Origin of the sequence: Bacillus sp. FSL K6-0268, from assembly GCF_038005425.1 — a bacterium.
In the GTDB taxonomy this organism is placed as follows: domain Bacteria; phylum Bacillota; class Bacilli; order Bacillales; family Bacillaceae_G; genus Bacillus_A; species Bacillus_A thuringiensis_S.
The window spans coordinates 288,752-313,036 of record NZ_JBBOTF010000001.1 but is presented as its reverse complement, the minus strand read 5'-3'; the positions used below and the strand labels follow the sequence as shown (position 1 = coordinate 313,036).

The following is a 24,285-nucleotide window of genomic DNA, read 5'->3' as shown; positions in this document are numbered from 1 at the left end:
CATCAAGATTAAACAACTATATTTTTAACCCCGATCTAAATTTAGATCGGGTTATACTTATTTGGACTTTTGAAATTAAATAACTTTATTATCATTTTACATATAAAAAATCAAAATTTAACAATTTACCCTATATGCATTATAAAAGGCTTGTCTAAAATAATGTATATGTCAAGAAAACTTGTCTGTAAGTTGAAATGTTGTAGAATCTAGAGTCCGAATATGCTTACGGTAGATCCTCCTAATCATACTCGCCTGCGTCGGATGGTCTCTAAACCCTTTATACCACGTATGATTGAGGACCTTCGTTCCCGTATTCAGCAACTTGCCGACGAATTGTTAGTTGCTGTACAAGAACAAGGAAAGATGGAAATTATTGCAGATTTTGCTTAACCACTACCCATTATTTTCATTTCAGAGGTGCTTGGGATTCCCGCCACTGATCGAAACCAGTTCCGCAAATAGACAAAAAACTCATGGACACCTCTGTGGAACCTATTCAGGGAACTGAAGTTAAAACAACACTTAAAAGTTTATTCATTACATTGAGACATTACTTAACGAAAAGCGTCTAAATCCTGATTCTGATTTGATAAACGATCTCATTCAAACAAGAGAGCAAGAAAACAAGTTGAATAAGAACGAGCTTCTTTCGACAATTTGGCTATTCATCATCGCTGGACATGAAACGACAGTTAATTACATAGAGAAGTCAACGTCTTTTTTATTTTAGGGGAACTTGTTTTGTTAATTTGATATTTACAGTTAAGTTAAGTGACATTTGATTCTCATAATCCGTATTATCTGAAGTTAATAAAGTCTATTACACTCTCTTCTTTAGGAACGTTTCCATAATATCTTTCTTAAATTTTTCATAATCAAACTGAAAAGCTACATTATGCGTTTTATAGCCTGGATTAGTAACAAAACGAAAATCTGCAATGCTTTGACCAAATCCTTCTCCTTGATCAGGGATTACTTTAATAGGTACTCTTGAAAGACTAACAGCGTCTTGATTTAGCAAATACCAAACTGTTACAAAATCATGCATAGGACTTCCACTTATACCAGGATTAGACTTGGAGTAGAAATTATAATAATAATCTAACATAGGTTTGATGATGAGTCCTGCAAGATCCTGTGTACTCCGATGAAATGCATCAATTTGCTGGACCATTTCGGGTGTAACAATCGCGTGTTGAGTCACATTTAAAGGAATAATCGTCAAGTTCTTTGCATGCTGCAGAATTAAGTTTGCTGCATAAGGGTCTGCGTAAAAATTAGCTTCAGCCACAGCAGTTACGTTACCTGGATAGAAAAAAGCTCCCCCCATGCAAATGCATTCTCTTACATTTCGCATTGTTTCTAAATTTAATACAAAAGTCGTAGCTAGCGAAGAAAGTCTTCCTAAATTGATAATTGTAAGATCTTCTAAATTTGATTCTATAATTTGATAAATATCATTTAAAGGATAAACTGGATATGAAATTTCAGGTGGAATAATAGGTCCTAATCCAACTTTTCCATGTACCTCAGGGAAATACTGAATCACTATACCTGTCAACGGTACAGAAGCACCAAGGAATACAGGTATTTCTTCTCTTCCCGCAATGTACTTTAAATAGTTAATATTTCTTATTACATCTTCTCTTGATACATTTCCATAATCGGCCACAATTCCTACAAGTTGAATGTCTTTACGAAAAAAGGTGTACAGTATAGCAAACGCATCATCAATCCCTAAATCTGTAAACAGGAGAACCTTTTTTTGCATATCTCTTCCTCCAAAATTTATAGAATTCTACTTTCACCAATGATGCAGTGATTAGAATACACTTGTATATATATTTTTTATGTATTCTTAAAGAGTGGATTCTATTCACTTGAAATAGTTTTGCTTATCTAAATCTGATATTATATTCAAGCACAAAATACATAAGGGTATTAGAGATATGGAAAAATCTGTTGTTATTGAGGAATTTACATCGGATTGGGCACTACAATTAGGGCTCACCATATCAAAAACAAAAATTGTACGTTTAGACACAAAATTAACATAGTTTAATTAGCTCCCTGTACGTTAAGGAATTAGTTTCTATATTTGAGGAGATGTATGTGACAGGTGTATATTTAGGGGAATCTAATATTCACCATTCAAATATGATAGAATAGTAGTATATCCAAAACGGAGGAATAACAAATGAACTCAAACACAAAACAGTTTATTTATGATATCCAGCAAAGAAAGAACAATTATATAGAAAATGCTCTAATAGCAATACAACACCCTAAAAAAGAGCAATCTGAACAGGTCATTCAAAATATAGTAGAGAAGATGGATATGATGATTAGTCTAGTTACTACGTACATGAGGATTGAATCTGGATCTACGGAAGAATTAAAAGAACTTCAGAAAGAAATTATCCATGCTCAAGCATATATCCAAAAACGAAAATTTGAAGAAACACAGAGATAAAACCCTGTGTTTTTATTTGATGCTCTATAATGCTAATCTATTATAAATCAAATTACATGTGATTATTGTTTTGGCATAATCCATACAATTTGTTGAATGCGTACAATATATGGCACCGTATCTTCAATGAGCAAATGATCTAGTTTCACATCCTTTAATTTACCTCTTATATTGCCTCTTACAGTTTCAATAACCACATGTTTACCAATTACTGATTGTAATGTCTGATATACATAGGGATTAGGCACACTTACCATATTTTGTTTACTAAAGTCATTTCCCTCCAAATAACTCATTCTATAAAACTCCTTTCTAACTTGCATTCTTTCTACTAATATATGATATAAATCTTATAAATATGCTAGAAGGATAATTCATTATATGGACGGAAATAACATTTTAATAGGGTACGGTTTCTATTTCTACATTGCTAAAAAAATGATTTATATAAAGTTACTTTTACTAGTTAATAGGAGATGATAAAGGGATATTTTGAATATACATCTAGGTTGTTCCTTTCTGGTTATGTATCATTTTAAATACGCCCTTTATTAGAATAGTGCTCATACTTTTTTTGAGATTCTTTCGTAATACGTGCGTTAAGTAAAATTGCTAACAATAAAAATACTCCATATTTTCCGCCTGTAGCTCCTATGATAATCACACTACTACAAACAAGTACAATTAATAGGATAAACGAAACTAAATAAATACGATCATAATTCTTTGACATCTTCTCGTATTTTATGCGTTCTTTCCTTGCATCCATTTTAATTCCTCCTTTAGATGATCCATTTCACTCTCAGATAAATCTCGCCCTTAAAAAGGAAACAATCTATCGTTTTAAATAATTAGTTTGTTTTTTTATCAACTAATTTATATAACGTAAAAAGAAATCCTACCAATATTAAGCTTTCCACCATGATAATCTCCATCCTCTCCTTCCTTTTAAGCCCAACACATCAGATAAAAGTTATGTATATCCCATATTAGCTGCAGCAAGCAAAAAGGATCCCCCTTTTCTTAAAGGCTGATCCTTTTCTCCTTGCATGCAACTATTTTTACCTATTCTTGATTAATTAGAATAATAGCTGGTCCATCTACACGAATTCCACCAACTTCGATTTTTTCATAAGGCTCAACTGTAATAGAAATAATCCCTTCTCGCTTCTTTAATTCATTACTTAATTCTTTTGTTAACATTTTTTTCATGTGCGGACTCCTTCTTACTGCTTAATTTACTATTGTTATGTAAATAAAATAAAAAATGGTTTCTTGGTCTGGAAACCATTTTTTGTAGTTTACCATATGGTGTTACCAGTTCGTTTATCAATTTTACGTAAAGAAGATAAACAATTACTATTCACTGTCTCAGTAGATGTAAGGAACTCTTAAAGCTGGCGGTGAGATTGATTGTTTTTTCTTCTAGAAATAATGACTTAGATAGTATATTACCTAAAACAATGAAAGCCCTACCTCTCTTTCATCCTTACGGCTCCTTGTCCGTGCCAGTGTGAATCAGGATTGCAAAAATCAAGTGACTATTTAATCGAGTTATTTAATGAAACTTCGAATGTTCGTAAAATAAATTTAAAAATAAAAATGGATTAGATTGAAGTAATAACAAAAGAGGTTCCTACTCTAAAAGTGAGTTGAAGAAATTGAATGTCTTTGAAATGATTTACTTTTAATACTCATCATATTCTCGAAAAATTCAGGATGTTTTCGGGAAATATAATACATTATCTATAATAAACCTTAACAGAAACTTTTTATTTGATTTTCAGTGATTCCTTTAATTAATTCTAGTTCACTGACCAAAAACTTATATGCATCATCCAACAATTTTTTTTCACTTGTATTCAGTGTTTTTTCTTTCTTCATACGCATTAAATCGCGTACAACTTCAGCACCTTCTTGTATTTCACCCGTTTTTATTTTGTCCGTGTTCACTTTATGCCTTTGTTTCCACGGCAGTAATTTACATGATTCTTCATGCTGAAAAATGTGTATAATGTGTTTTAATGCAAGTATATCAGTAACTGGGCGTATATTCGAATTCAATATTTTACCCGTAGGAATCATGACTTGCATATTACTGATTGACATTTTGATGACATAATACTGTTGTTTTTCCCCTGAGAATTCTTTTTCTTCTATGGCTTCAATTATACCTGCTCCGTGCATTGGATAAACAATGTTATCGCCAATTTGAAACATATAATCCACCTCCATATGTGGTAACCTTTTCAAGCTTAACACATATGTTGTTTTTTATCAAATATTTAATAATATCACAAGTTCATTTTAGGTGTCAATTACTTTTTTCTTCAAAAGTTAAATCAAGTAAAACAGCCGTAAAATACCAAAGAGCGTTCGAGATTTCCAATAAAAGAAAAGGGAATCCATACGCGTATATCCTGAAATCTCCACCCATTAACGTAGATCAATTTCCCCTTGAAAACGGCCAAATCGATCCCGTATTTTTTTCAATCTTATATGATACTCCAAAATCTCAATTCTTGCTTTTTCTGCTAGAGGGGCAATTGGTCGTAAATCTTTTAACCCCCAATACTCAACCACTACATCAAGTACTTGATCAAAATATTGTAGTGGGCCATAGTTTGCTTCTTTTGCAATCACAGCCATTCTATTTTCAAAATCAGGCATGACGGCACCTGGCATTTTAAAATTCCTAATCACATTGGCAATATGGTAGCAATAATTTGGTTCCAATTCTAAATGTGTTCGAATAACGTCTCGATAAAACGCATAATGAAGTGTTTCATCTTTTGCAAGACGGCGTAATAATGTAGCAAGATCTGGATCATGCTTACTTGCCACCTTAGCTACATTATTGTAAAACACCATTGTTGCAAGTTCTTGTAGCGTCGTATATGTCATGGCTTCGATTGGTGTATGAAAATCAGGCTCAAATCCACACTCAACGACTGATTTTCTTAATTCATGTATACGTTTAGGGTTTACACTTCGAGTGAGTAGTAAATATGTCTCTAATAAATTCGAATGTTGATCCTCTTCTGAGGTCCAAGTATGAATAAAGTCTGTAATAACAGAAAGGGAACCTTTAAAAGTCGCAGATAAATACGTTGTAAACCATGGTAAATTCACTTCTGTTAATAAAGCTGTTTCAATGGCCGTAATTACACCAGAAGGGAGAGTAACTTGACTTTCATCCCAAGGAACTCTTTTAAAGTCCATTCCCTTATCCCATGGTAAAAACTCATGATAAGCCCAGTCTATCTTCTGCGCTCTTATTTTATGTTGTTCATACAGTTCTTTTAAACGTGGTTCTAATCGAAAATCTAAATCATTTGTTAACATTTAAGTGCCCCCTTTTTCTTACCATGGATATTCATCCTATTTTTATCCTTAAAAATTTTCTACAAATAAATATTACTTTCCTTTTTTAAAGTCAAACAAAACAAATTTGTAACAAAATTTTTTAAGAGCACTATATTTTTATAGGATTTTTTTATTAAAAGGAGGACCGTTACATCTATTTTCTTTTTTATAAAATAGATACTGAAACATACAATATGTTAGTTAGCCTAAATAATAGCTTTGACAAGTGCCAACCCAATTCCATTCGAGCCAAGCTTTTTAGAACTACTTGATTTATAGAATCGTTCAAAAATATGAGGTAATTCTTCAGCTAAAATTCCCTCTCCAAAATCTTGGATCACTGGTTCGATATAGATTGGAGAATTTTTGACCTGAATCATTATGTTACCACCTGGTTTAGAATGTTCTATTGCATTCTTCAACAGGTTTAACAAAGCTTCCTCCATCTATATTTTTTCGTGAATAACGATTATTTCTCTCGGTGCATTCCAATTAATATATTTTTATCACTTATCATGCTTTCCAAGCGATTTAGAACTTCCTTAGTCATATCTACTAAATTCCCTAGCTCTTGATCAAAGGATTTCCACTTATTTATCCCGAATATATAAATAACCATTCTCACAAGGAGCGAATTTATATGAATCTATTCGAACATGAAACATAAAACTGCTTCATTTTAATAAGAGGTCCTCCCTTTTTCTTTTCTCATCATATTATCCATTAAAAAATAGGAGGACAAATTTATGAAACGTGATCCATTATTTTTAACTTTATTAGAAAGTGCAAATACAAACTTTAGTGGCTGGGATTTTTCTTTCATTTCAGAAACGGGTCGAATGAAGAGCGAGCCATTATCGTGGTCGTACGGCAGTACTGCTTTTCAGCTTATGCAACGTGCAGAATCAATGCTCGATATGGGTACTGGTGGCGGAGAGTTTTTATCTATGTTACAACCGTTCCCGTCAACTACATTCGCTACTGAGGGCTACGCTCCAAACGTGCCAATTGCTCAGAAGAAATTAGAACCTTTAGGGGTTACAGTTGTGGCAGTAAGTGATGATACTGCTTTACCATTTCAAAATGAACAGTTTGATTTCATTCTGAATCAACATGAATCCTATTCTGCTTCTGAGGTAAATAGAATACTTTCTCCTAATGGAACATTTCTTACACAACAAGTTGGCGGTCTTGATTGCGTTGAACTTAATGAACAATTGGGTACGCCTCTAAATAGTGAGTTTGCAAATTGGTCTCTCGAAACTGCATGCAGTGAGTTAAACCAAAATGGATTTACTATTTTAGAAGCAAAAGAAGAATTCCCTTTCCAACGTTTTTATGATATTGGCGCTATCATCTATTATTTAAAAGCAATTCCGTGGCAAATTCCTGATTTTACTGTCGAAAAGTACTTTGAGGAGTTATATCGTATACATGAGATTATTTTGCAAAAAGGATATTTAGATGTGAATCAACATCGATTTATAATTAAGGCGATTCGTAGCTAACAAAAAGAGGTGGCAAAGCCACCTCCTTTTTGTTCCGTTTACGTATATTCTCTACTCTTTCACCATAAGAAAAGTTATATCATATATATTACAATTCTGACCAATGAATTGTATTTCTGAAACATATAATCACCTGTTATGAAGTGACCTTTGTCAATAGTTTTTCACCCATAATATTTTTCTTGATGGCATACAAAAGCTTCAGAAATAAGATCTATCGACAGTTAACCACTCTGTTATTCGTGGATTGGTTACCTCAGGTTAATGGTTCGTCGTTAGGCTCTTATAATCTCACTGCGTGGATCACACCTTTTCAAATTCTAATAAATAGCTTGTTTATCAGAATTTCAGCCATGCCAGAAGAGGTGAGTCATAGATAGCCAGACCTGTAATTCACTATCTCTGAAGCTCATCTATGCCATCAATTGATACCTTTGATTTCTAACTATGAATCAATCAACTTCATATCCTTCCCTCTTTATTTTCGGTGAATTTTACCTGTTTCTAATCCCCATATAAAACACCCCAGTTCTCTTGCGATAGCTGTAACGGCAACATTTCTAGGCTTCCCTTGATATATCATGCGATAATATTTTCTTTGTAACCTTTCTACAGCCTGATCCGCATAAGCAATCACTTCGCTTCGTTGCCCTTTTTGTCTTGCTTTCACTCGCTTCGATTTTAATCCGATTGCTCCTTTTACCAACGCATTTGCACATTCTACAAGAGTAGACCTAACGGTCGAATTTCCTTGTTTTGTAATCGAACGTCGACTGATTTTCTCTCCACTTGAGCTTTCGCTTGGCGTCAATCCTACATAAGCCATAAATGCTTTAGCCGTGGGAAAACGAGTGAAGTCTGCAATTTCCACATGAACAGTCATTGCCGATGTTGTATCTATACCTTTTAAGCATCTTAACTTTGCGATTGGTTCTTCGTACCTTTCACGATGAGATAATTCTTCTAATCTCAAACTGAACCGCTCAATTTTATCGACTAGAACATCATACTGTAATAGGTATTCGCCTAACGTTTCTTTGAATAATCCTTGTAGATCAAGATTCTTTAACCATTTCATATAAGCGATTGTCCAGCTTGATTTCCCTTCATACACATAGCCATGTCTTAAAAGGAATGCTTTTATCTGTTGTTTTATTTTTTTCAAAGATGTTTTAAAATCACCTAACATGCGGATATACTCTTTCACGGCAACATCCTCTTCTTCTGGAACATATACTTCTTTATAGGTGCCATTTGCTAAATTAAGAGCAATCATTTTGGCATCGAATTTATCATTTTTCACCATTTTGTTTTTTGATGAACTGTACATTGTTGTGGGAGCTAAAATATCACAATCAATTCCATTTTGTTCAAGAAGATTATGAAGTGAATACCCTAAACAACCAGCCTCATATCCAGCTTTAATTTTTATATCTTCACCATATTTTGTTTTCAGTTTCTCAACGAATTTTTTTACGAGAGATACATTTGAAGCACATCGTGCTTCTCTTACAATTTCCCCAGTTGTTCCGTGTAGTGCACATAAGCTAAAACTTTCCTTGTGGACATCCATCCCAATATATATTATATTTTCCATAGTGGCCTCCTATTATCATAGGGTATAACCCCATTCATAATGTTTTCATTCATTATTATGGGTTAAAATCCCTGACTTGATAATCTAGGAGGTCACTTCATATTATCTCGCATATATAATGAGAGCAAAAACGTGATTTTTCACTATCCTCTTCTATTGAGAAATGAGTTGTTTTTCATATCGCTTATTCGCATCATCTTCTGTCAAACATGCAGTTGTGTAATGAATAATATTCCGGTTATCATACGTGAATATATGTTTTAACTTATTTTCTTCTGTTAATACTGTCGGTAAGTATTTTGGTAAATTGCTAACAACACCTCTATTATCACCATCTAATATCCAATCAATTTCTTTCCATTCTAATAATCCTTCAGCCGTACGAAATGGTGTATTCATTTGCATTCCATCTGGCAAATCAGCAACGAACACATACATTCCTTCACTAGCCTGGGGCTCATCTTTACCTTTAAAACCAACAGTCCCTTTATACATTACACTTGAAAGTTCTATACCCGTTTCCTCAAACGTTTCTCTAATTATTCCTTCGTATGGCGTTTCATTATCTTCTATTTTTCCTCCAACACCATTCCACATCCCCATATTCGGCTTTTTATTTCTATTTAATAGCAGTATTTTATCGCTTTTTCTAATAAAACAAATTGTGTATTTGTACATACAATCATTTCCTTTCATTTTCCACATGAGTTATTTGGCTTATTTTCAAGTAAAAACACTCGCCTTACAATTCCTTACTACATAATATATAGTACAACTTTCATGCGTAAACACTTTACGTCAAACGAGAGAATCCTTTTTAGAAAGGAGAATTTAAAATCGATAATATAAGCAATGAATTTCTAAACCAATATTACAACAGCCTCGTGTGGTTAAACGATACACACTGGTTCGGAGTTCCAATCTGTAAACTTCCCTCTGACCTCTTTTTGTATCAAGAAATTATTTATGAATTAAAGCCCGATTTAATTATTGAATGCGGGACTTTTCACGGTGGTAGTGCACTGTATTTAGCTTCTATGTTAGATTTAATTGGAAAAGGTCACGTACTTACTATCGATATAACTCCGCAGCCAAATCGGCCATCACATAATCGGATTACGTATTTAACAGCCTCTTCTGTTTCTGTGCAGGCCGTCCAAACAATAGTAAGCATGCGCAAACCTGATGATGTGGTTTTAGTTATTTTAGATTCTGATCATAGTAAAGAGCATGTATCCAAAGAACTATTACTATATAAATCTATCGTCACTACTGGCAGTTATATGATTGTAGAAGATACCTCCATTAATGGAAATCCGCTTCTTCCCGATTGGGGTCCTGGTCCGATGGAGGCTGTGGATGAGTTTTTAACTAAAAATAATAACTTCATAATCGACGAGTCTAAACATAAATTTTTCATATCATTTAATCCAAAAGGTTTTTTAAAGAAAATAAAGTGAAACTTTAATAAGTGGGGTTTTGCTTCTCCCCCACTTATTCTATCATTTTCATTTTTGAAAAAGGATAATATACGAATTCCACCTTGCCAATTATGTTATCTTCTTCAATATATCCTAAGCCATTTCGACTATCTCTACTTACTTCGCGGTTATCTCCCATTACAAATAACTTATTTGGCGGAATTTTTGTCTTTTGAAAGTTATAAAACACTTGTGTGTTGTTAAATAAATCTTTGTTCGTATATGGTTCTTCTTGCTTTTTATCGTTCACATATACCTTTCCGTTCGTTATGTTAATTACATCACCCGGAAGCCCTATTACACGTTTCACATAATATTTCGATTCATCCGCTTCCTTTATAATAACAATTTCTCCGCGTTGTAAATTAGAAAGACGTACTACTGCTTTATTTACAAATACGTAATCTGCTTCATATAAAGTCGGCTGCATCGATTCCCCTTCCACTTTACATAAAGTAAAAGAATGGTAGCCTATTACCATCACCAATATAAATAGTATGTACTTTCCCCAGCCTCTCTTAATTTCCTTTTTCATATCCATTCCCACCTTATAAAGCGCTTTTTAACTCAAAAAATATATCACTGCACAATATGTTTCCATGCAGTGATACTATTTTTACTGTGCCTTGTTCGGTTGTTCTACTGGAATTGAATTTGTATTTGATCTATTTGTTTTTAATTCAAAATACGCATCCAAAATCTCTTTACCAATCGCAGAATTAATTCCTGATTTATCATCATTCACCCATGGTACAACAACTGAAAAAGCTACTTCCGGATCAGCATCATATGGTGCATAACCGGCAAGAGTTAAATTATAACATTTTTTTCGGTTGTTATTCTCATCTCTTCCAATATCACTTTCTCCACCATATACTGTCTCAGCTGTTCCTGTTTTTCCCGCTGGTTTATATGGTAAACCTTTAAACGTTCCGGTACCTGTTCCGTCAGCTTCTTGAAAAACTCTTCTAAACCCTTCTTTTACATGATTAATGTACGAAGTGTCCATATCCACTCGATTTAATACAACTGGTTCAATCGACCGAACGACTTTTCCTACATCCTCTGGTCTATTCGGTTGCTCTCTAACTTCTTGTACAATTTGTGGTTTCATTCGGTAACCGCCATTTGCAATTGTGGAAATATATTGCGCAAGCTGAAGCGGCGTGTATGTATCATACTGTCCAATCGCGTAATCAAGTAAAAATCCGGGTATGTTATCAGTTCTACCTACTTGACCGATTGCTTCATTTGGCAGATCAATACCAGTCGACACACCTAGGCCAAATTGTCTAAAATAGTAGCGCATTTTATTAAATGTTTCTTGTTTAATATCTAATGGATTATTTGGGACATAATTAATGCCTGCCATTTTTAAAGCTGTATTAAACATATAAACGTTTGATGAAACTTGTAAAGCTCTTAAATCATCAATATCCCCAAATTCTTTCCACGATTTCTTCGGCTTAGAACTTCCTTTAAAATACATTGGTGCATCAAAGAAATGTGTATATGGCTTAATCGCTTCTGTTTGATATCCAGCTAATAAAGTAGCACCTTTTACAGTTGATCCTAACTCATAAGAACTTGTCATCGTTCCTAATGCATAATCTTCTATTTGCATACCGCCATCTTTATTTACAATTTTCTTTCCTGCCATTGATAAAATTTGACCGTTTTTCGGATTCATCATTACTACGAACGCACGATCCATCATCGGCTCTGCAGCATGAAAAGCTCGTAAATTCTTTTCAAGGCTTCCCTCTACTTTTTTCTGTAAATCCATATCGACTGTTAACATTAAGTTATTTCCACTTTTTCCTTCGGTCACTTTTTCTGTTCGAACAATTTTCCCTGCTTTATCCATAATATTTTTAGACTGTTCTTTCGTTCCATGTAGTGCATCTTCGTATTGTTTTTCAATGTAACTTTTACCAATACGATCGTTTCGATTATAATCACGAACTAAATAATAATCTAATTGTTCTCTTGGCAACCCTTCATTTTCATTAGAAACGCTACCTAGTATAGAGCGCAGTATTTTATCATTTGGGTATTCTCGTTCCCAATCTACTGTCGTATCTACCCCCGGTAAACTTGCCAATCTTTCACTAACGACAGCATATTCATTTTGACTTACATCTTTTTTAACGATTTGCGGTGTCATTTTATATCCCGCATTCATTTTGCTTTTAATTACTAATACTTCTATATCTTCCTTTGAAAGCTCATTTAATTCTTCTTGTGTAATTCTTTCCCGGCGCAGTTCTTCTACTTTTTTATCTAATTCTTTTCCTTCTATTTCTTGCTTTCTAAATTTACTCTCATCTTCTTTCGTTACTTTCGCTGCTGCCCGCTTTTCATTTAACTGCATCCAAAAATCTTTCTTATCTGTCTCTGTTAACTTATCCATGTCCTCTTGCGACATTTCAATCAGCTTGGCTAAATCTCTTGCTACTTGTAAAACTTCTTTCGAGTCTACTCCTCTCATTTTCGTATATGTAACGGTTCGCAATGGTTTATTATTTACAATAACGTGACCTTGCCGATCAAACATTTTCCCTCTAGGAACGGGAGTGCTTACCGTTACATCTTCCTTTTTGTTTACTTCATTTCTATACGTTTCTCCATCAATGATTTGTACTTTACCTAATTGAATTATAATAGCTGAAAATAAAAGAAAGACAATAAAAAATAGTACATTTAACCGAAAAGGAATATGAGTCTTTTTCTTTTTCGATTGTTTCTTCTGCTCCTTTTTCTGTCTCATTTCGCTCCCTCGCTTCATTCTATTAACATTTCTACGCAAAATCATTATGTATCAAATTTATTTATATGATATATATAGAATTTTATATTAATTACAAAAGAAATAAAAGATTTAATTTTCAGTTTTTTAATTAATTATCCTATTTATTACCATTCCCTTAATGCACAATAACATGAATATTATTCTAAAAGAAAAATGGGGCAAATTGATTTTTATAAATTATAGAGATGTGGTTACTACATTATCAAAATGTTTTCATATGGCTTAAAACAGTGATTACTCAAATAAAAAACTGAGGCGGATACCTCAGTTTTTTCGATAACTTATTTCATTGAAGATAATCCTTCAACAAATTCACCAATTTTATTTTGAAAAACATAATCAAAGTTATATTCCTGTTCTGTTAACTCTTCATTTACTAAAATAGTTGTTGCCCCTACTTCTCTTTTTGCGATTTCTGGGAATGAAGCGACAGGTTGTACTTTTAATGACGTTCCCATAACGAGAAGTACATCTGTTTCATATAAACGTTTCATCGCATTTTGATATTGCGGCAATGTATCTCCGTATAAAACAACGTCTGGATTTAAAATGAAATTACACTTCTGACAGCGCGGTACTTCATGATCAATCATATACTGTAAATCATAGCCTGATTTACATTTTGGACAATGTGCTGTTTGAAGTGTTCCATGTAAATCAATGACGTGCTTACTGCCACCTAATTGATGTAAACCGTCAATATTTTGCGTTAAAATCGTAATATCTTTCCCTTGTTCTTCTAGCTCAGCTAAAAAGCGATGGCCACGATTTGGTTTATATTGATGGAACGTATTAATTTGAAAGATTTCTTTATAATGCTTCCAAAATTCTTTCGGACTTCGGTTATAGTACCCTCTTGATAAGTACATCTCCACATTCGCATCAGCATACAATCCATTTGCTGAACGAAAATCTGGAATACCACTTTCCGTACTTGCACCAGCGCCTGTTAATACTGTAATTTTCTTCGCTTTTTCTAAAATTGAACGTACTTCTTCAAATTGTTGCACAAAAATCACCTCTATGTATATTCCTATACTTATTATACCAGTTGTTTACAGGAGGTGTTGTACAATTCGTTTTATTTAATGCGTCGCACCCCCAACCTCTACAATATCTACTTCAACTGTTGTCGTTACCTCAACTGCCAATTCGATCCCTTTACGAATAGTAGAAAGTGACATACTCGGTTGCCCTGGATATTTACTCGCTTGTTCTGGTAAGAACGGAATATGAATAAATCCGCCTTTTATTTTCTTATCACGCTTCTCTAGTTCATGCATGAGACCGTAGAATAAATGATTACAAACGAATGTACCTGCTGTTTGTGAAACGGAAGCTGGTATACCTTCTTCTTGCAGTCTTTTTACGATTGCTTTCATCGGAAGTGTAGACCAATAAGCAGCTGGTCCTTCTTCTGCAACTGGCACATCTATGGGCTGATTCCCTTCATTGTCAGCAATTCTTGCATCATCAACGTTAATTGCGACACGCTCTATCGTAATATCTGGTCTGCCCCCAGCTTGTCCGATACATATAATCATTTCAGGGTTTAGTTCTTCTATATATTCTTTTAATACTTTTATTGATTTATGAAATACCGTTGGGACTTGTTTGCTAATAATCGTGTACTCTCCAATTGTTTTTTCATGCAAACTTTTTGCTACTTCCCAAGCTGGGTTGATGCTTTCTCCGCCAAACGGATCAAATCCTGTTAATAATACTGTTTTCATAGTTTTCCCTCCTAATTAGAAACGATATACAAGGCCGTACATAATAAACATATTGATAATAAAGATTGAAAGAGCAATTGGTACTTGTGCTTTAATAACTGCATTTTTATCCTTTAGTTCTAAAAGCATCGCCGGAACGATATTAAAGTTTGCTGCCATTGGCGTAAGTAGCGTTCCGCAATATCCAGCAAACATACCGAGTGCTGCCATAATTGCTGGATTCCCACCGTGCATTTGAACAATTAAAGGTAAACCAATTCCGCCAGTAATAACGGCAAACGCTGCGAATGCATTTCCCATTACGACTGTGAAAAGCATCATTCCTAAACAATACGCCATAACAGCAACGAACGGATACTCTGTCGGTAACACTTGTCCGACTAAATCTGAAACAACTTGTCCAACGCCAGACTTCGCGAATATACCGCCAAGTGCTGCTAACATTTGTGGTAAAATTACAGCCCAGCCGACAGCTTGTAATAGTCTGCTTCCTTCTTGTACAGGCGTTGTTATTTTTGATTTTGTAATACGCATCGCCGCAACGAATGCGAGTAATGCACCAAGCGCTAATGCAACTAATGTTACTTTATCTGGATCAACAAGAGAGACATTTCCCCATTTAATTTTCCCTAAGGTCAACGTACCGATAATTGTAAAAATAGGAATTAATAGTGCAGGCATAAAAATTTTATTTTTTAATTTCTCAGCATGTTTTACACGCTCTTGTACTGGAACTTCTTTTTCCTCTGATTTTGTTACTTTATTTAGCGAGGCTAAAACGACCATAGCGAGCACGATACAGCCAACGTAAAACGAAGGAATTACATTTCCGAATAAAAATGTAACTGCAAACAATGCCCAAAATAAACTAGAACCGAATCTGTTGGGATGTTCACGATCGAATGCGATACGAACAGCGATAAAAGCAACGATTATCCCTAATACATAATAGATTGTATCCATTGTGATGATGTTCATATTAGATTGCCTCCTTCTCTTCTTTTCCTTCTGCCTTCATTGTTTTCTCTATATATTTATCAAACCTTCTAAATCTAATCCAGCTTACAATAAGTGCAGATATTGCAGTTGGAATGCCCCAAAGTGCCATATCCCATACACCCACATGCATACCTACTGAATCGAAGAACCCTTTCATTAATAAAATAGCACCAGTTGCGATGAAAATATCTTCTCCGAAAAACCAAGCTGTATTTTCCGCAGCAGCTGCGTTTGCTTTAATCTTTTCTCTTAATTTTTCAGGAAGTTTACCGTATTTACCTTGCGCGGCCCCTTCTGCCATCGGTGCAACGAGCGGTCTTACCGTTTGTGCATGCCCACCAATATTAAGCCCTAGTGCTGCTGACGATTCTCTTATCGTAAAATATGACATTAATACTCTTCCAGTTGTTGCTCCTTTTGATTTCGTTATAAGTGCTTCTGCTCTTTCTTTTAAACCGTAACGCTCTAAAATTCCGATTACCGGTAAAGTTAATATAATTGGCATAGACATATATCTATTTTCTATGAAAAATTTACCGAACATGCTGATCACATCATAAAAACTTAATCCTGAAACCATCCCCGTAACAATACCTGCAACCATAACTACTAAAAGTGTATTTAATCTAAATAAAAAGCCCACTGCAACAAGTAGTATTCCGATTAATTTAATCATCCCAGCACTTCCCCCTATTTTTTATTTCGGTGCACAAATAGAAATACCATTACGTTCGAATATTCTGTATATTTTTCCCGCAAATTGTACTGCTTTTTCTCCATCACCGTGTAAACAAATCGTCTGTGCCTGAACTGCTACTTCCTCTCCATTGACCGAATTTACATAGCCTTCTTTCACCATTTGAAGCACTTGCTTTATCGCTTCGTCTTCATTTTTTATAAGTGCATTTTCTTCTGTACGGCTCGTTAACGTTCCATCTTGCTTATATGTACGATCCGCAAACGCTTCTTGTACGAGAGTTACATTGTATTTTTCTGCAGCCTGTATAAACGCCTCGCTATTTGCTAATCCGTAAAGCGATAGACTCGGATTCATATGATAAATTGCCTTAGCGATTGCATCTGCAATTTTCGAATCCGTTGCCGCCATATTATATAAGGCACCATGCGGCTTTACATGCTGCATTTTCCCGCCTGCCGCTTTTACAAATGCGTCTAATGCGCCGATTTGATATAAAACATAATCGTATACTTCACTTGCTGAAACATTCATGTTTCTTCTACCGAATCCAATTAAATCAGGAAATCCAGGATGCGCTCCTATCGCTACGTTATGCTCCAAAGCTTTTTCAACAGTTTGACGCATAACAGACGGATCACCCGCATGAAAACCGCAAGCAACGTTTATAGAGGAAACGAACGGAAGAATTTCATCATCATTCCCCATTTTATAAGCTCCAAAACTTTCTCCTAAATCACAGTTTAAATCGATTGTAGTCACAATGTATTCCTCCTAATTCCAGCTTCGTAAAGCGATGAATTTCTTTAATAGATTCATATTTACTTCCTGTTCTATGTACAATTGTTCCGCTTCTTCAAGCGTAATTTTCTCAAAAGAAACATAGTCCCCCGGCTTTAGCTGGGCAAGAAGAGGGAAATCTACTGAAATGATATTTCCCATTCTCGGATAGCCACCTGTCGTTTGCCTATCTGCCATTAATATAATCGGCTGTCCACCATTAGGAACTTGAATGGTTCCAAATGTAACAGGACTCGATAAAATCTCTTTTTCTTCAATCCTATTTAAAACTTCTCCCTCAACCCTATAGCCCATACGGTCAGCATAATTAGATACTTTATACTCTTTCGTAAAAAATGTCTTTCTACTTTCTTCTGTAAATTGATCGTATTCAAAGTCAGTTATGACACGAAGCTTAGGATGTTTCTTATATTTTGGTAGTACGCTGTTGCTAATTGCCCATTTCGTTTTTATTCGCTCATTTTTTTGTAAGTCTTGAATGAAACGATTCGCCATTTCTGGTTGTGCACCAATTTGGAAGTAGTCACCCTTGTTGAGCATTCTTCCTTCTATACCGCCAATCGCAGCACGTATGTACGTACTTTTACTTCCCATAGTGTGATCAATATGGATGCCACCCGCAAAAGTCACATACGCTCTGCAACCACTTTTTACTTTTCCAAAACAAAGCATACTACCTTCTTCCGCTAAAATGGGACGCCATAACGGGATACGTTCTCCATTCAGTAACGGTTCCATATCTGCTCCACCAATCGCAAGTAAAGTCGTTTTCTTTATTAACAATTTAGGTCCCATAATCGTCATTTCGAGTGCCGCTTCATTCTCTTCATTACCAACTAACATATTGATCATCCGAATTGCACTTTGATCCATAGCCCCGCCAACAGGTACACCATATTGTTGATAATAAGATCGCCCTAAATCTTGGACTGTTGTAAACATCCCTGCATGCAAAACCTCTACATCCATTTTTTAGCCCCCTCAAGCGATACGTACTCTTCCTTCGTTATTGGGATAAATCGTAAATACATACCACTTTGAATATATGTTGGTATTTCTTCGTTCGGATTAAATAGAGTAACAGGTGTTCGGCCGATAATATTCCATCCACCTGGTGTTTCAAGCGGATAAATACCTGTTTGATTTCCGCCAATACCTACTGAACCAGGAGAGATTTGTAATCGTGGCGTTTCTTTTCTAGGTGTTTCTAATTCTTTTGATAGTCCTCCTAAATACGGAAACCCTGGTGTAAAACCAAGCATATATACAAAATATGTAGTTTCACTATGTATTCGAATCACATCTTCTACTTGTAAACCTTTATAATGTGCAACCTCTTCTAAATCAGGTCCATATTCTCCCCCGTAGCACACTGGTATAGAAATATGTTTCACATCCTGTTTTACTTCTTCTTTATAAGAATCACACAGCTCCTTTATATACTGACGAACGTAATCATATGACCTTTCACTTCTCTCATTTCTCTTCCATACTTCATATGCATTGTAGTAAACAGCTAATGAAGTAAACGACGGAACGCACTCAATCATTCCTGCAAACGGCTGTTGCTGCAGTGCTTGAAATAACCACTGTACTTTCTCATATATATCCATCTTAATTTCTTCACCAAATGTAACAATAATTGCTTGATCCCCTAACGCAGAAAATTTCATCCTACTCCCTCTTTCTATGCCAAAAAGCCGAGTTCTTTCGAAATGCGATGCGCTGTTTCTTTCACCTTCGCAATAAAATATGAAATGTTACTTTCGCTGTACTCAATTGCTAATCCTGAAATACTAATGCCTGCTACAACCGTTCCATCGCTCGCAAAAATGGGTGCTGCTATCGCGGCTGTATGATTTTCCAACTCAGAATAACTAATTGTGTAGCCTTCCTTTTTTGCCATTTGCAACACTTCTAACAATTGTTTCTTATCCACGATTGTTCCATCTGCAAACTGTTTTAAATCCACTTCCTCTATGTATCTCCGTTTCTCTTCCTCAGAGAAATATGATAGTAAAATTCTTGGACATGCGCCAGCATAAAGTGGTGCTCTTCTTCCAACCGCCGTATACACGCGTACCGGCTGAACACCTTCCATCTTTTCAACATAAATTGCATCATTACCATCTTGAATTATTAAATTAACTGCCTGTCCTAAACTATCTCTAAGTTCTTTCATATAAGGAATTGCTATATTTCTTACTGATAACCGGTGTGAAACAAGTTGACCGAACCGTAAAAATACGACCCCTAAACGATATTTCCCCTTTTCGTTTTTTTGTAAAAACTCCATCTCTTCTAACGAGCCAATTAAACGATAAACAGATGTTTTCGGCATATTTGTAAGCTGAACCATCTCAGTTAAACTTAGCTCTTCATGCTCATAAAACAACTCTAAAATATCCATTGTCTTAACTGCCGTTTTATTTATACTCATTCTATCTCCCTTTCGTTCCGAATTACGGAACTTAAATTCCATTTTTCGAAACAAACATATAATTTAAAATTATAAAATATTCTTTCAATTCAATCAATAGATTTTAAGCAAATAAAAAAGTATGGAAGAATATCTCTCCCATACTTCACCACACTTTATAACGCTCTTACTTGTTTTAACGGCCAGAAAACAGCTTGTCCTTTTCCGACAATTTCATCTTCTGAAATAAAGCCAAACATGCGACCATCCTTAGAAACTTCACGATTATCCCCTAAAACAAATACTTGGCCTTCTGGCACTTTCGTTTTCCCTGTGATTTGTTCTAACGTAAAGTCTGGAGTTAATACACGGCCTACTGCTTTTTCTTTAAACTGTTTTAAATATGGTTCTTCCATCGCTTTGCCGTTTACATATAAAACATCATTTTTATACTCAACTGTATCGCCTGGCAAACCAATTACTCGTTTTACTAAATCGTACCCTTCTTTTCCGTGGAAGACGATAATATCAAAGCGATCTAATCCACTTATACTATAACCAATCTTATTCACGAGAACTCGTTCGTTATTTTCTAAAGTGGGCATCATCGATTCACCTTGTACTAAAGAAGGTGTAAATAAAACACCGCGAATAATAGCAATTAATACAAGGGTAAACCCTATCGTTTTAGCCCAAGAGAATAATTCTTTCTTCGTATTTTCCTTCATCGTTTCTCCTCTTTCTTAAGCACTTATTTTATTATTTCAACTAGTTCTTGTACTACATTAGGATCTATTTCAGAAAAACATGATTTTGCTTCTCTTACCGCTGTACCGACATGTGCTTGCGAAATTCCAGTTTCATCTAGCAATCGCTTTATATTTTCTTTCGTCACGCCAGCTCCAGCTACAAGCTGAATTTGACCATCACTTACTTTTTGCATTTCTGTAAGCACCGGAATATTGTCTACAATATCTCCTTGTCCACCTGAAGTTAAAACGTGAGTTACTTTATGAAACTTCTTTAAAGTTCTCATCGCTTCTACTGGATTTTCTATATCATCTATCGCACGGTGGTACGTTACATTCATTCCATCTACAACAGATAGTAAATCCGCTAATTTCTCTTCATCTACTTCATTTTGTTCGTTTAATACGCCTAATACTACACCAGCTGCTCCTAACTTCTGCGCAACTATAATATCTTCTTTCATCATTTCAATTTCTTCTTCCGTATATGTAAAAGACTTCGCATGCGGACGAATCATAACATGAATTGGTATACTCACCGCTTCTACCGCTTTTTTTATAAAAGCATAACTTGGTGTTAAACCACCTTCTGTATAAGATGAAATTAATTCAATCCGCTTCCCGCCAGCGCTTTCAATTCGTTTTACATCTTCTAAACATGTTGCAATAACCTCTAACATGAGATGACCTCTTTTCGTGCTTTTTTCTTATTATAACATTAGTAAAAATAAGAAGCCTAGCTTTCTCCTTTAAAACTTAAAAAAGAAGAATGAAAAGAAAGATTTTTTATTGGCAACGATTATTGGTAACATCCTATTATTCATGTACACTCCTACCATAATGAAAAAGCCCGTCATTTTGACGTACTTTTCTAATTTCAAGCTTTTCTTTCCTCAGTTTTCATATCAATGCCTAATTGATCTTCCAATAACTTTACACCTTTCTTTGTAAGATGGACAGCTCGGTTCTTATCCGTTTTCGTAATCCATCCTTGTTCAAAAAGCAGTTTTGCAATTGCAGACCCTAGCCAACCAGAAATATGGTAACGCCGTTCACTCCAATCAAGGCAAGGTTTTGCAAATACCCTCCTTTTTGTATCTGCCTCATCAACATTTATTCCAAAATTCAGAAACCATTGTTTACCTTGTTCTGTTACAATGTATTCTCCATCCCCTAAAATTATAAATTTCCTATCTAGTAATTTTTCAGTTATCTCTACACCGAGTTTGCCTGCAAGATGATCATAACAAGTTCGAGCATAACGAATTTGTTTTAGTTGACCTGATTGTTTTAAAGAGCGAACTTGAACTGTTGGTGCGATTGTCTCTAACTTTTCAAGCACTTCTGCAACTTCTTGATTAGCAAGTCGATAATAACGATGTCTACCATGTTGTTCAACTGTAAGTAGATTCCCCTCTACTAATTTAGAAAGATGAGAACTAATTGTTGGATGTGACACTTTTGCCATATAAGCCAATTCGCTAGCAGGTAGTGCCTGATTATTCATTAGACAATCTAAGATGATTGCTCTTGTAGGTTCAGCAATTAGTTTAGCTATATATGAGATATTCGGATATACATTCATATTTCGATGATACCCTAACTGTTAAATTGATACAATTATTTTAAGTTTAATAGTAAAGAAGAATTTATTATGAATGCAATTGATCTTAGTATATTAAATTTGAAAGAGACGAGAAGGCGCTCAGAAAAATTATGGAATTCTCTTCCCGATAATTTTCTTAATTGGAGGCCTGATAATGAGGCTATTTCTTTTGGTGAGATGATTCGTCACGTATGGAGCTCAACTTTTTACTATCATATGATTTTAAAAAACAACGGCTCAATAAATGATATACATTTCCCGTATGATGAAGAGCCAATTACTTGTGTAAAAAAGGAAATTGAATTGGCACAATCATACTTTACTGACTTCATAGAGTATGTTCAATCCATAAACATAGCAGAGCTAGATTCAACCCTTATCGATCGAAGCGATGTTGGCTATCAAAGATATTTAGGAGACATGCTATTACGAATTGCCTATCATGATGCGGTCCATGCAGGTCAATTTTTACAATATTTACGAATGATAAACTTAGAAAGACCATTAATTTGGGATTAAATACGAAAAATGTTTATACAGCCTTCAAACTGGCATTACAACAAGAATTTTTCAACAAGAAACAATCACAAAACCATGATAATCATTTATATTAAAAACCTACATCTCACCCAAGTACTTCATACACATAAAAAGCACGGATTTGATCACTAATCAAACCCGTGCTTTCAAAACAACTATTTTATCCATAAACAATAAAATATAAGCTTTAAAAACTACGACCGAAACGCCGCATCCGCCAGCATAGACAATGTTGCATCATCCATTGGCGGATTGTGTAATCCTGCTCTGACGTTTAAATAGTAACGATGGAGCGGATTTTTTTCTGATAAACTTTTTGCTCCTACGATGCGCATTGATTTATCCACTATGGATATCGCCGCATTTGTTACGGCGTATTTCACTGCCGCTAATTCTGCTTGCAGTGACAGTTTATCTTCTGCCTCATCGTATTTTTTCGCAATTTGATATAAAAAGACGCGAGCTTGCATAAGCTCGAGTTCTAATTCTCCAACTAATCTTCTAACATTCGGTAATAAACTAATAGAATGGTTTAAACTATTTGGTTTGTATGATCCCGCAAACTGAACTGCATAATTTCTTGCTGATTGTGCAATTCCTAAATAACATGCTGGTATATGTAGCAACCAGCCAATACCCTTTTGTTTCACTTTCCCGCCTTTTACATCCGTAAAAAAGCGGTTGTCTATCTCTACATTTTGTAAGACAAGGTCGTGGCTAGCAGTCCCTCGCATTGCAACGCTATCCCACGTTTCTTCAATGGATACACCGAGCGTATTTCTTGGAATGACAAACTCACCAACTTCTTCTTGGCCTTCCATACTTGCTGAAATAATAAAATAATCAAGTACTGGCGCCATTGTTGTAAAAGTTTTTCTTCCATTTATAATCCACTTCTCGCCTTGTTGAATCGCTATTGTTTCTGGCTTACCACCACGCGTCGGACTCCCTGTTTTTGGCTCTGTTGCTGCCCTGTTAAAGAGCGCACCATTGCCTACTTCTTCGCAAAACCATTTGAACACATCATCATCCCAAGAGCGATTTTCCGCTAATTCTTTCACAATGCCAAGATGCCAGCCAATCGATAATGCAGTAGCTCCGCAGCCTTCCGCGATTTTTTCTTGAAATAAAACGAAGTCATATAAAGAAATCGCACTACCACCAAATTCCTTCGGTAACGTTAATTTCGTATATCCGATATCTTTCAAATCATTTATATTTTCATACGGAAATGATCCTAATTCACTTAGTTGATGCTCCCTTTCCATGAACTTCGGAATCAATTTATTTATTTTCTCAATAATTAAAGACTGTTCTTCTGTTTCAACAAATGAGAGTGCCATACTATAATCTCCTTTATCCCGCTATTTGCGGGCAGTAAAACTCCCACCTAAAAATTCAGGTGAAGCAAAGGAAGTTAGGTGGGAGATCAACTGCCCGTAAACGCCCGATTGGTTCAACTAATAATCAGTGGGAAACCCACCCACTGATTAAAGTTTCA

Annotated in this window: 26 protein-coding genes and 2 pseudogenes; 5 read left to right on the top strand and 23 right to left on the bottom strand. The window is 35.1% G+C overall.

Annotated elements, in window-relative coordinates; all coding sequences use genetic code 11:
- Positions 1-216: 216 nt before the first annotated feature.
- A pseudogene (locus tag MHI28_RS01530) lies at positions 217-706 on the top strand (cytochrome P450); the annotation flags it as partial.
- Positions 707-823: 117 nt separating this feature from the next.
- On the opposite strand, the gene MHI28_RS01525 reads toward MHI28_RS01530, so the two are convergent.
- On the bottom strand, positions 824-1,774 hold the full coding sequence (locus MHI28_RS01525; RefSeq protein WP_001170286.1) for a nucleoside hydrolase: 951 nt from the start codon (positions 1,772-1,774) through the stop codon (positions 824-826).
- Positions 1,775-2,200: 426 nt separating this feature from the next.
- On the opposite strand from MHI28_RS01525, the gene MHI28_RS01520 reads away from it, so the two are divergent.
- Complete coding sequence (locus MHI28_RS01520) at positions 2,201-2,476, top strand: hypothetical protein (RefSeq protein WP_001087712.1); 276 nt, start codon at positions 2,201-2,203, stop codon at positions 2,474-2,476.
- A gap of 62 nt (positions 2,477-2,538) precedes the next feature.
- On the opposite strand, the gene MHI28_RS01515 is transcribed toward MHI28_RS01520, so the two are convergent.
- From MHI28_RS01515 to MHI28_RS01490, 6 genes and pseudogenes are all read right to left on the bottom strand, one after another.
- Positions 2,539-2,772 (bottom strand): YuzF family protein, encoded by a 234-nt coding sequence (locus tag MHI28_RS01515; RefSeq protein ID WP_000120816.1) that lies wholly within the window; start codon positions 2,770-2,772, stop codon positions 2,539-2,541.
- A 239-nt stretch (positions 2,773-3,011) separates the two neighbouring features.
- Positions 3,012-3,245, bottom strand: coding sequence for a hypothetical protein (locus MHI28_RS01510; RefSeq protein WP_000340032.1), 234 nt, complete (start codon positions 3,243-3,245; stop codon positions 3,012-3,014).
- A gap of 296 nt (positions 3,246-3,541) precedes the next feature.
- A complete protein-coding gene (locus MHI28_RS01505) occupies positions 3,542-3,688 on the bottom strand; it encodes a BC1881 family protein (RefSeq protein WP_000738546.1) in 147 nt (48 codons plus the stop codon).
- A 546-nt stretch (positions 3,689-4,234) separates the two neighbouring features.
- Entirely contained in the window at positions 4,235-4,696 is a 462-nt protein-coding gene (locus tag MHI28_RS01500) for a CarD family transcriptional regulator (RefSeq protein WP_000486293.1), read from the bottom strand.
- Between the two features lie 216 nt (positions 4,697-4,912).
- A complete protein-coding gene (locus MHI28_RS01495) occupies positions 4,913-5,821 on the bottom strand; it encodes an acyl-ACP desaturase (protein ID WP_000957093.1) in 909 nt (302 codons plus the stop codon).
- A gap of 230 nt (positions 5,822-6,051) precedes the next feature.
- A pseudogene (locus MHI28_RS01490) lies at positions 6,052-6,425 on the bottom strand (sensor histidine kinase); the annotation flags it as partial.
- A gap of 163 nt (positions 6,426-6,588) precedes the next feature.
- Here MHI28_RS01490 and MHI28_RS01485 point away from each other — a divergent pair.
- Positions 6,589-7,350: a class I SAM-dependent methyltransferase gene (locus MHI28_RS01485; protein WP_000817594.1), complete on the top strand. Its 762-nt coding sequence runs from the start codon at positions 6,589-6,591 to the stop codon at positions 7,348-7,350.
- Positions 7,351-7,828: 478 nt separating this feature from the next.
- On the opposite strand, the gene MHI28_RS01480 is transcribed toward MHI28_RS01485, so the two are convergent.
- Both MHI28_RS01480 and MHI28_RS01475 read right to left on the bottom strand, forming a co-directional pair.
- Positions 7,829-8,947 (bottom strand): IS110 family transposase, encoded by a 1,119-nt coding sequence (locus tag MHI28_RS01480; protein ID WP_277548338.1) that lies wholly within the window; start codon positions 8,945-8,947, stop codon positions 7,829-7,831.
- Between the two features lie 153 nt (positions 8,948-9,100).
- A complete protein-coding gene (locus tag MHI28_RS01475; protein ID WP_000280180.1) occupies positions 9,101-9,625 on the bottom strand; it encodes an NUDIX hydrolase in 525 nt (174 codons plus the stop codon).
- Positions 9,626-9,783: 158 nt separating this feature from the next.
- On the opposite strand from MHI28_RS01475, the gene MHI28_RS01470 reads away from it, so the two are divergent.
- Positions 9,784-10,407 (top strand): cephalosporin hydroxylase family protein, encoded by a 624-nt coding sequence (locus MHI28_RS01470; protein WP_265736909.1) that lies wholly within the window; start codon positions 9,784-9,786, stop codon positions 10,405-10,407.
- 34 nt (positions 10,408-10,441) lie between these two features.
- On the opposite strand, the gene lepB (MHI28_RS01465) is transcribed toward MHI28_RS01470, so the two are convergent.
- From lepB (MHI28_RS01465) to MHI28_RS01405, 13 genes are all read right to left on the bottom strand, one after another.
- On the bottom strand, positions 10,442-10,963 hold the full coding sequence (gene lepB / locus MHI28_RS01465) for a signal peptidase I (protein ID WP_000711484.1): 522 nt from the start codon (positions 10,961-10,963) through the stop codon (positions 10,442-10,444).
- Positions 10,964-11,044: 81 nt separating this feature from the next.
- Positions 11,045-13,198: a peptidoglycan D,D-transpeptidase FtsI family protein gene (locus MHI28_RS01460; protein ID WP_001249189.1), complete on the bottom strand. Its 2,154-nt coding sequence runs from the start codon at positions 13,196-13,198 to the stop codon at positions 11,045-11,047.
- A 323-nt stretch (positions 13,199-13,521) separates the two neighbouring features.
- Entirely contained in the window at positions 13,522-14,250 is a 729-nt protein-coding gene (locus MHI28_RS01455; protein WP_001183806.1) for an NAD-dependent protein deacylase, read from the bottom strand.
- A 75-nt stretch (positions 14,251-14,325) separates the two neighbouring features.
- Positions 14,326-14,973, bottom strand: a complete 648-nt coding sequence (gene pcp, locus MHI28_RS01450; RefSeq protein ID WP_000859749.1) for a pyroglutamyl-peptidase I — start codon at positions 14,971-14,973, stop codon at positions 14,326-14,328.
- 15 nt (positions 14,974-14,988) lie between these two features.
- On the bottom strand, positions 14,989-15,951 hold the full coding sequence (locus MHI28_RS01445; RefSeq protein WP_001021658.1) for a DUF979 domain-containing protein: 963 nt from the start codon (positions 15,949-15,951) through the stop codon (positions 14,989-14,991).
- 1 nt (position 15,952) lies between these two features.
- Complete coding sequence (locus MHI28_RS01440; RefSeq protein WP_000593392.1) at positions 15,953-16,648, bottom strand: DUF969 domain-containing protein; 696 nt, start codon at positions 16,646-16,648, stop codon at positions 15,953-15,955.
- Between the two features lie 21 nt (positions 16,649-16,669).
- A complete protein-coding gene (gene pxpA / locus MHI28_RS01435; protein ID WP_000207324.1) occupies positions 16,670-17,431 on the bottom strand; it encodes a 5-oxoprolinase subunit PxpA in 762 nt (253 codons plus the stop codon).
- A gap of 12 nt (positions 17,432-17,443) precedes the next feature.
- Positions 17,444-18,439, bottom strand: a complete 996-nt coding sequence (locus MHI28_RS01430) for a 5-oxoprolinase subunit C family protein (protein WP_000382259.1) — start codon at positions 18,437-18,439, stop codon at positions 17,444-17,446.
- On the bottom strand, positions 18,430-19,143 hold the full coding sequence (gene pxpB / locus MHI28_RS01425; protein ID WP_016077513.1) for a 5-oxoprolinase subunit PxpB: 714 nt from the start codon (positions 19,141-19,143) through the stop codon (positions 18,430-18,432). The genes MHI28_RS01430 and pxpB overlap by 10 nt, the downstream gene beginning before the upstream one ends.
- A gap of 14 nt (positions 19,144-19,157) precedes the next feature.
- On the bottom strand, positions 19,158-19,910 hold the full coding sequence (locus MHI28_RS01420; RefSeq protein WP_000026362.1) for an IclR family transcriptional regulator: 753 nt from the start codon (positions 19,908-19,910) through the stop codon (positions 19,158-19,160).
- Between the two features lie 155 nt (positions 19,911-20,065).
- Entirely contained in the window at positions 20,066-20,617 is a 552-nt protein-coding gene (gene lepB / locus MHI28_RS01415; protein WP_000662490.1) for a signal peptidase I, read from the bottom strand.
- Between the two features lie 23 nt (positions 20,618-20,640).
- On the bottom strand, positions 20,641-21,318 hold the full coding sequence (locus MHI28_RS01410; protein WP_000895107.1) for a copper homeostasis protein CutC: 678 nt from the start codon (positions 21,316-21,318) through the stop codon (positions 20,641-20,643).
- A 197-nt stretch (positions 21,319-21,515) separates the two neighbouring features.
- Entirely contained in the window at positions 21,516-22,223 is a 708-nt protein-coding gene (locus tag MHI28_RS01405; RefSeq protein WP_001103797.1) for an ArsR/SmtB family transcription factor, read from the bottom strand.
- A gap of 69 nt (positions 22,224-22,292) precedes the next feature.
- On the opposite strand from MHI28_RS01405, the gene MHI28_RS01400 reads away from it, so the two are divergent.
- The gene (locus MHI28_RS01400) at positions 22,293-22,763 is read left to right on the top strand and encodes a DinB family protein (RefSeq protein WP_000991277.1); all 471 of its coding nucleotides are present in this window, start codon (positions 22,293-22,295) and stop codon (positions 22,761-22,763) included.
- 215 nt (positions 22,764-22,978) lie between these two features.
- Here MHI28_RS01400 and MHI28_RS01395 read toward each other — a convergent pair whose 3' ends face one another.
- Positions 22,979-24,127, bottom strand: coding sequence for an acyl-CoA dehydrogenase family protein (locus MHI28_RS01395; protein ID WP_001218357.1), 1,149 nt, complete (start codon positions 24,125-24,127; stop codon positions 22,979-22,981).
- Between the last annotated feature and the right edge of the window lie 158 nt (positions 24,128-24,285).